Here is a 990-nt window from a genome sequence, read left to right on the forward strand (position 1 = left end):
GGGGTACTAGGGATTTTCCCTCGTAAACGGACAAAAGCCTCTGGAGCCCCCGCCATTCCTGGGCTCCCAGGGGGTATTACTTTACCGAACCGGTAAATATCCCTCAATTGAGCGCATCAGTTCCTCCAGATCCGGTAGTTTTTTACTTAATTCGAAGGTATAGATACCCTTTAAGTTGATGTTATACCAAGCCACTGGGGAGGCCTGTTTGACGATCTGTGCCCGTTTGTTGTCGCCGTGATATTCGAAGCTCGTGAGCAGCTGGCTGAGTATGCTGGAGTTAAAGTAGATGATGGCGTTGGTGACCAAGCGGGCGCACTCGTTCCATAGCTGGATCTCTTCATCAGAACTCCCACGGAACTGATCCCCATTGACGTTGCTGATCGCTCGACGCAGCTGGTGATAGGCCTCCCCCCGGTTCAAGGCTCGCTGAACGTAGTTGCGCAGACTGGCATCATCGATGTAATTCAGCAGGTAGGTCGCTTTCACCAGACGGTTGTACTCGGTCAGTGCCTCCAACAGAGGGTGATTGCTCTTATAGCCTGAGAGTTTCCGAACCAGCGTGGCCTGTGTCGTTTTTCGCTCTTTGAGTGACACTGCGATCCGCTGGATAGTATCCCAGTGCAGCATGATACGTTTAGTGTTGATGGCTTTTTTAAGCTGTAGCTGGATTCTCTGATCCTCGTCTTCCTTTACATCGAACATCTCATTGATCACACGACCAACCTGCGCGTAACGCGGGGCAAAGCTGTAACCGAACAGGTCCAGCAGAGCGAAATTGACGTGATTGACCCCGTGGGTATCTGTTGAGAGTACGTCCGGGATGATCTCCGAGCTGTTATTCATTAACAAGTCAAAGATGTAGTGGGATTCGTGTTCATTCGCGCCGATCACCCGGGCATTGATGGCGGCATGGTTGGCAATTAAGCTCATGGCCGAGACGCCTTTCTGAGTACCGAAGTACTTCGAAGAGTAGCGTGTTTTGAAGGT

At 51.2% G+C, this 990-nt stretch carries 1 protein-coding gene; it reads right to left on the reverse strand.

The features are described from left to right. Positions 1 to 81: 81 nt before the first annotated feature. The coding region (locus ACY3FQ_RS16435; RefSeq protein ID WP_155728665.1) for a Tn3 family transposase at positions 82 to 990 on the reverse strand (909 nt) is incomplete at its 5' end.

Source organism: Acinetobacter sp. AB03 (assembly GCF_058107045.1).